We start from the raw sequence: 5,107 nt of genomic DNA on the forward strand, positions 1-5,107 counted from the left end.
CTTTTTTTAATAATGGATTACATCAAATACGGCCTGATAACGATATTCTTTGCTTGCCGTATCCGTGTAGTTATAGTCGCTGTTCAGGTCGGCACGGCAGATTTCATCTTGTTCCATGATGGTATTCATTGCCGCTTTAACCTTTTCGTTTAACTGTGCAGCGTGCAGCAGGGAGTCCGAAATTGACTGTATTGCAAAAACAGCGGAACAGATATGGTTCTCTGCTCCGCTTCCCGTTTTTTCAATCACAACGTATTCCTTCTCTGGTTTTTCCGGGACCTCCATGTATACCGGCACGTCCAGCTTTCTATTCAGATAGTCAAGTACAGTCTTTTCTATCATCACTTCACCGCCTTTAACAGTTTGTTGCTTCCACCCCTGTTTTCTGCCTCCGCAGCACCGGAGGCCGTTCTTACCGAAACATTGACTCGGTTTGGTCCTGTATGCTTGCTTATATCATATCCGTTCCCAGCCCTGCCCTGGATTCCCTGCGCAAGCTCCGTGCAGTAATCCATCATTTCCTTTGACCGGAGCAGGGAGCGTACCCCCTCGCTATTCAATACTACTTTCATGTTAGCCATATCGCTCCACTCTCACTTTCTTATTCCAGTCAAGCGGGATAAGTCCCTCAATTCCTTCCAGCGGTTCTCCTACTGTACGCCATACTTTTCCAAAAAACTCGACCTTAGTATCCGTCCAATTATTTGTATCCCCTTTTGGAATAGCCAGAACATAGACTTCCTTCTTTCCGGATAAATTTAGCTGACTCAATATTTCTGGATTTGATTCCGGGGCGACAAGTACATTTTCAACCAGTATCGGGGTTTCCTGATAAATTGGGCGGTTAAATTCATCGGCCGACGCTATTTTCTTATTGTGTAGTGTTATCGTTATTCCCTTCAGCATAAAAATCAATCACCCCATACCTTTGTCTTCGTAAGCCCAGGCGCGACAGCTCGGATTTTTTAATAAAAAGGCCGCCTCCCGGTATTAGATATGTGCCTGACACCGAATATCCGAGGGCAGACTCGGACATTTGAGACATTGGCTCTTGGTCGGTGGATGTCATTAATGTCCTTGCAACAACATCCACGGTTACTGATTTCGCCACAGTCCCAAGATAAGGCTGTTTCAATATCATTTCGTCCAGGTTCTTCTGCACATTAGCAGCTTCAACCCGGAGACTATCTGAAACCACTTTTAAAAGCTCTTCCGCCCTGGTTTTTTCATCTGGTTTTAACGTGCGCCATAACTTTTCAATATCTTCAATCGTCGCAAAGTTGGACATTCTTTTTTCTCACCACCTGCTTTTTCTGGGGCGGCGGTGTAGGGGCCGACTCTACTGGCTCCCAGTCACCACCACTCAAACGGCTTTTGATATCAATTACACATCCTGTTTTTCTATTTCGGTACTTCATTATGCGCCCTCAGGGGTTACAATGCGGCCGAAAGAGGCCGGAATCAGGATTCCCCATCCAACATACACTTCGCCGCGGATATAAACCTGGTTAGAACCCTTTAAGTCCACGCCCGAGTTATCCGGATCTCCATAAGGAATCACTTCAATCGGAACCTCTTTAGCATAACCCCACTTAAATGCATTCTGAAAATCTCCGAGAATGGCCTGATCCTTAGAAGTTCCGAATGATACCGTATTGTTTACATCAATTGCCAGTCCATTCAGGGAACTCGGATTGCCTCCCCAGGCCAGTTCTGGATACAGACGAACTCCGTTTGCCTTCAGCCTGGCCAGCGCGGAACTGAATGCCGGTGACATAGCCATCCCAGTTACGGAACCGTCTGCGGCCTGAATGGCTGTTACGGCTGCGTCAACATTATCGTCTGCCGAAGCTGCTACATAATCAATTGTCTGTGTTACGGCTGCATCGAAGTGATTGTTTCCGACCACGGAAGATGCAGTTCCAGTTCGTGGATTAAATCCATGCATGGCCGCAATGTCGAGTCCTCGTGCAACTTTCTTTGAAAACCCATCCGAAAACGCCTGAAGATACCCAAGCTGTATTTCTTCTGCCGCATACATGAACTCGTCCGAAACCCTCGTACCATATTCAAATTTAATCGGGATAATGGTTACAGGTTCCACTGTGGCTCCACCATTGGTTTTTTTACCGTTCTCTGCCACGATATCGACCTCTTTGTCTAACGTAAATGTAAATTCTGTTTTACCATTAAACGGTATTGGTTCCTGATTGGAAAGAGCTGCCAAGGAAGATTTCCCCTTTACCTTGTTGAACATTTCAGAAACCAGTTCTGCCGGGAATAAGCTTCCCTTTGTTAAAATACTTGCCATCTTCTATTCTCCTTTCATGTTATCCAGCATTGATTTAAAAGCTGCTGTCTTTGTGTCTGCCGCCGGCGGCTCAGTGCTTTTAAGCGGTGGCACTTTATGTGCCTGGCTTCCCATAATTTTAATCAGTCCCTCCGCATCTTTCCTGAGTGCCTCTTCATTCTCCCCCGTTAATCGGTCTGCAAGCTCGTAGGGAATCCCTACCTCATGGGCGATTCTCATTTTTACCGAGTTGGCCTCGTAGCCCTTAATTGCTTTTTCTTTCTCTGCTGCCTCTTCCGGAGTTAAGTAGCCTTTATACTTTTCTTTTTCTGCTGCCGGTGAGAGATAGCCTTCATATTTCTTTTTCTCATCCTCTGGCGACAGATATCCGGCATATTCTTTTTTCACCGTCTCTCTTTCGCGTTTCAATCTCTCTCCGATTGCTTTGTCGAAATCCTCCTGCGTTGTAATTGGTGTAAATTCTGCCATTTTTTTCTCCTTTCCCCACTTCCCGGTGGTATCGGTAATCTTATACTAAAAAAGCAGCCTGTAAAGAGCTGCTATATCAGTAACTAATTCTCTGTTTCTTTTTTTCTTTACTTTCCCGGCACATCCAGTACGCCAGGATAACACTATCCAACAAGGCAATTTCAACCCCTTCTTTTTGGGCGCGATAGCCGAATCCTCCATTGGTCCCAATTGCCCGTTTTTCGCAATTAGTTGCTGCCTGGGCCAACGATGGCTGACCCATATGACAGATGGTCTTTTCAAGCCCCAGTTCAAACGCCGCATTTGCGACTATGATCTGTTTTACTGTTGGCAGCACAGGTACTTTCAGTCTCGCTTCCTTCATATCCTCTTCTAAGATTTTCTGACCATTTGCGCCGTCAATCGCAACTCCTCCGATAGCGGGTGAAGCCTTTAGAAATTCAATAATCCAGGCATTCCCTGCCCGAATCGGCCGGCAGTCAATTGATTCAACAAAAATTCTTCCGTCTTCAGTCTTTACGGCAATAGACATAGCCGCATTTGTTCCATTCACGCCGTATTTAATTCCAACAAATAATTGTCCTTTAAAGACTGGCAGCTTTGAAAGCCGGAGTGCATCCCATTCATTCCTGCTGATGGCTGATTTTTGATTATATTTAAGCCACAGCCCCAATCTTTGGATATTAAAATCGATATCATCGGTTGTAATCTCTGCCCGAATCTTTCTTTCTGTTAAAATCGTCCCCAGGGAAGGATTGGTTTCGTACCATGATTCCACGTCTCCCGGTTCATGCTGTTCCTCGACAGACCATTCAGCCCACCCGGAATCAAAACCATTTCCAGAAAGCACCGTATCCCGGTATTTTACAAACACAGTTCCGGCCGACACCACGGTTGGAGGCGTTCCAAGCATAATCGTCTGCGGATTGAGGCTGTCTGATACAACGTATTTCAGTGTCGTTTCCTGCGCTTCCGTGTACTCCTGCGCTTCATCGATTATAAGAAGGTCATAGCCTTCCCCCAGGCCCCCGCTTGACGTCCTGGTTCGAAACTCAATTACACCTCCGTCTGATGCATATAAATGCTCTTTTCCGAATGCTTTAAACGATGACTCGATTTCAATTCCAGCTTTAGAACACATTCGATCCAGACGTTCCCATACCGAATGCGAGGTTGTCGCCCGATGGGCCGTATAAAGAATGCGTTCTCCGTTTTTCAACCCCCACAGGCAGCGGCCCAGAACGTTTTCACTTTTACCATTTCTTCGTGGCACGGAGTAGCCATATTTTTGATGTACCCACAGGCCGTCTTCGTTTGTCGCCATGATGTCGCATGCTAAAAGCTGCTGCCATTCCAGCAGGTCATTCCCTGTTGCATGATATAATTCAATCGCTTCCGGCCCTTTTGTCTGGATGTAAGGAAGAATTACGGATTGAGTGGGTGTCTGGCGGCCCATTCTGACATCTGCCATGACATCCCCTCCTTAATCATAATTATTCATCGGTGTATTTTGGGATGGGCCAATCTCTGAGCCTCACGGCTTAATCCATTCTCCCGCATTACCCGCTGCTGCCTGGCTTCCGGTGATTCTTTTTTCTCCTGGCTAATACCAATTTTCTTTCTTGCCTCTATTTTTTCACGTTCCTGCCATCTTTTTGTGTGAACATTCTGTATGTCCTTCCCTTTATCCGGATCATAAGTAACGATGCATCTGCATCGCTCATGACGCCTGTAAATATCCTTCCGTATGTTTGGATATGAATAGGTTCCCGAGAGCTTTTCGCACCACTCACAGCACTTTCCTACTGTCGTTCTAATAATCTTTGGTCGCATTCCTGCTGCCCCCTGAAACTCCACGTTCTCTCGGATGAAATCGTCCACAATGCTTTGGGAAAAATTTACGATTGGCTCATCCAGAACCCATGCCACATCATTATAGTCTTCTGCATTTGATACCTTCTCAATAAGCCCTTTTATTCGGTCCTCGTTCAATTCCGGCTTGATTGCTTTTATCCCTATTCCAGCGCGCTTGTTCAAATCTTCCTGGATTTTTGCAGTAACTTCGGTGATTAATTCATGATTGTGCTGCAATGTCTCCGGAATAATCCGGCTTGCAATATTGTAATACATGCGCCCATCGGGAAGGATGTCGGCACTTAAATGATTTTTAAATGCTTCCGCCAGGCTTTCACCAATTTCTATTGCAAATTCATTTGCTTCCTGGTATGTAGCAGTTCCGTCTCGGATCCTTTCGTACAAAACCGCTATCTTTTTATTTTTCTCGATGGCTGCCTTAAAAGCTTTTTCGATTTTTGAAAGCAGCTCCGG

8 protein-coding genes are annotated in these 5,107 nt (G+C 45.7%); all 8 read right to left on the reverse strand.

Annotated elements, in window-relative coordinates:
- Window positions 1–6: 6 nt before the first annotated feature.
- A complete protein-coding gene (locus CLOSYM_RS14780; RefSeq protein ID WP_021642721.1) occupies window positions 7–342 on the reverse strand; it encodes a hypothetical protein in 336 nt (111 codons plus the stop codon).
- Complete coding sequence (locus tag CLOSYM_RS14785; RefSeq protein ID WP_021642722.1) at window positions 342–581, reverse strand: hypothetical protein; 240 nt, start codon at window positions 579–581, stop codon at window positions 342–344. Before CLOSYM_RS14785 ends, CLOSYM_RS14780 begins: the two co-directional genes overlap by 1 nt.
- Window positions 574–906: a hypothetical protein gene (locus CLOSYM_RS14790; protein WP_021642723.1), complete on the reverse strand. Its 333-nt coding sequence runs from the start codon at window positions 904–906 to the stop codon at window positions 574–576. The genes CLOSYM_RS14785 and CLOSYM_RS14790 overlap by 8 nt, the downstream gene beginning before the upstream one ends.
- Window positions 872–1,288 carry a phage Gp19/Gp15/Gp42 family protein gene (locus CLOSYM_RS14795; RefSeq protein WP_021642724.1) on the reverse strand — a complete coding sequence of 139 codons (417 nt, stop codon included), beginning with the start codon at window positions 1,286–1,288 and terminating at the stop codon, window positions 872–874. Before CLOSYM_RS14795 ends, CLOSYM_RS14790 begins: the two co-directional genes overlap by 35 nt.
- A gap of 129 nt (window positions 1,289–1,417) precedes the next feature.
- Complete coding sequence (locus CLOSYM_RS14800) at window positions 1,418–2,311, reverse strand: phage major capsid protein (RefSeq protein WP_021642725.1); 894 nt, start codon at window positions 2,309–2,311, stop codon at window positions 1,418–1,420.
- 3 nt (window positions 2,312–2,314) lie between these two features.
- The gene (locus tag CLOSYM_RS14805) at window positions 2,315–2,779 is read right to left on the reverse strand and encodes a capsid assembly scaffolding protein Gp46 family protein (protein ID WP_021642726.1); all 465 of its coding nucleotides are present in this window, start codon (window positions 2,777–2,779) and stop codon (window positions 2,315–2,317) included.
- Between the two features lie 76 nt (window positions 2,780–2,855).
- A complete protein-coding gene (locus CLOSYM_RS14810; protein WP_021642727.1) occupies window positions 2,856–4,250 on the reverse strand; it encodes a terminase large subunit in 1,395 nt (464 codons plus the stop codon).
- A 26-nt stretch (window positions 4,251–4,276) separates the two neighbouring features.
- On the reverse strand, window positions 4,277–5,107 hold an 831-nt coding region (locus CLOSYM_RS23055; RefSeq protein ID WP_021642728.1), incomplete at its 5' end, for a hypothetical protein.

The organism is [Clostridium] symbiosum ATCC 14940 (genome assembly GCF_000466485.1).
GTDB classification, from domain to species: domain Bacteria; phylum Bacillota; class Clostridia; order Lachnospirales; family Lachnospiraceae; genus Otoolea; species Otoolea symbiosa.

Excerpts from the sequence above, each read along its gene's own strand:
- CLOSYM_RS14780 (WP_021642721.1), bottom strand. The coding sequence starts at position 342 with ATGATAGAAAAGACTGTACTTGACTATCTGAATAGAAAGCTGGACGTG.
- CLOSYM_RS14785 (WP_021642722.1), bottom strand. The coding sequence starts at position 581 with ATGGCTAACATGAAAGTAGTATTGAATAGCGAGGGGGTACGCTCCCTG.
- CLOSYM_RS14790 (WP_021642723.1), bottom strand. The coding sequence starts at position 906 with ATGCTGAAGGGAATAACGATAACACTACACAATAAGAAAATAGCGTCG.
- CLOSYM_RS14795 (WP_021642724.1), bottom strand. The coding sequence starts at position 1,288 with ATGTCCAACTTTGCGACGATTGAAGATATTGAAAAGTTATGGCGCACG.
- CLOSYM_RS14800 (WP_021642725.1), bottom strand. The coding sequence starts at position 2,311 with ATGGCAAGTATTTTAACAAAGGGAAGCTTATTCCCGGCAGAACTGGTT.
- CLOSYM_RS14805 (WP_021642726.1), bottom strand. The coding sequence starts at position 2,779 with ATGGCAGAATTTACACCAATTACAACGCAGGAGGATTTCGACAAAGCA.
- CLOSYM_RS14810 (WP_021642727.1), bottom strand. The coding sequence starts at position 4,250 with ATGGCAGATGTCAGAATGGGCCGCCAGACACCCACTCAATCCGTAATT.